The 1482-nt window shown below is 52.6% G+C and carries 2 protein-coding genes; one reads left to right on the top strand and one right to left on the bottom strand.

Translation table 11 applies throughout. The features are described from left to right. Positions 1-994: potassium/proton antiporter (locus RRY12_13210; GenBank protein MEG2185633.1), on the bottom strand; the 994-nt coding region annotated here is incomplete at its 3' end. Between the two features lie 209 nt (positions 995-1203). Here RRY12_13210 and RRY12_13205 point away from each other — a divergent pair. Then, on the top strand, positions 1204-1482 hold a 279-nt coding region (locus RRY12_13205), incomplete at its 3' end, for a PepSY domain-containing protein (GenBank protein ID MEG2185632.1).

Here is a 1482-nt window from a genome sequence, read left to right as displayed (position 1 = left end):
TTCCTTTAAACGAGTAGTCGAAGAAGTGAAGCAGCGGAAAGACGGCAAGAGGGCGCACGACAAACATCAGCACGGCCGATATCATAAGGCCGGGGATCATCACCGGGGGCAATTGAGAGGGGAAGACCAACAGCCCCAGCGTCAAAAAGACCGTTATCTGCATGAGCCACGAAAAACCGTCAAAAAAACGCACCGTCGCCTTTTTATGGTGCATGGCGCTGTTGCCCATGACGATGCCAGCCGTGTATATCCCAAGAAAACCGTTGCCGTGCATTATCTGCACCGCGGAATAAATGAAGGCGGCGATGACGACCGCGACCACGGGATAAAGTCCATCGCTGCTAAGGCGCACCCGGCTCATTATCTCCGCGCCCGCGCGCCCCAAAATATACCCCGCGGTAAGCCCGACCGCCCCCTGCAGCAAAAGCATCTTCGCAAGGGAGAAAAAGCCTTTTTCTGGAGAGAGCAGCAGCGCAAGCGTCGCTATCGTCATCATATAGGCCGCGGGGTCGTTCGCACTGCTTTCAAGTTCAAGCAGCGGCGCCAGGTTCCCCTTTAAGTTCAGCCCGTTTGAACGCAAAATTGAAAATACTGAGGCGGCATCCGTACATGAGACCACAGAACCGAGCAAAAGCCCCTCAAGGAGCGTAAAGCCAACTAGAAAATGTGCGGCCACACCGACCAGGACCGCGGTTATGACGACGCCCACGGTGGCAAGCAGCGTGCCCGGCACAAGCACGTCCTTTATGGAGCCCCACCTTGTCGCCATCCCGCCCGCAAACAAAATGTAGCAGATGGCGATGTTTCCGATATTCCCCGCGAGCTTCGCGCCGTCGAAATAAACTCCGCCAACGCCGTCCGACCCCAGGAACATGCCCGCAAATATAAAGAAAACAAGGACCGGTATCCCGATCTTTGTAAGAACTCGGCTGAAAACGATGCAAAAAAGAAGGATAGCCGATACGAAGAGGATCATATTGTCCGCCGTCACCATAAGCGACACCCGCCCTCCCGTTGTTTTATATAAATTTAACACAAACGCAAAATTATTGCTATTGCGGCAAATAAAACTGCTTACCTTGAGCGGTTCTAAAATCTCAGTTTATACTTAGCATTTTTTGTGAAAAATTTAATGTTTTTTCCTAACGTTTCAATTATACTAGCCCCATGTAAGGCGTTACAAAAAATCAAGGAGGAATCACAATGAAAAAATTTATAGGCATCATCGCGGTCACTGCGGTTGCGGCGACGCTTGGGATCGGAGCCGTTTGTGCGGACGCGGCCAGCTTCATCGGCGAGGCAAAGGCGAAGGAAATCGCGCTGAAGCACGCTGGCGTCACCGCACAGCAGGCGCAGTTCACAAAGATGAAACTCGACAGGGAGTTGGGACACTCGGAATATGAATTGGAGTTTTACGCGGGCGGCGCGGAATACGACTATGAGATAGACGCGACGACCGGCGCGGTGCGTTCTTTCTCGCGT

It is taken from the genome of Cloacibacillus sp., assembly GCA_036655895.1.
In the GTDB taxonomy this organism is placed as follows: Bacteria; Synergistota; Synergistia; order Synergistales; family Synergistaceae; genus JAVVPF01.
Note: the sequence above shows the minus strand (reverse complement) of the source record. Positions and strands in the feature narration are given on the sequence as shown.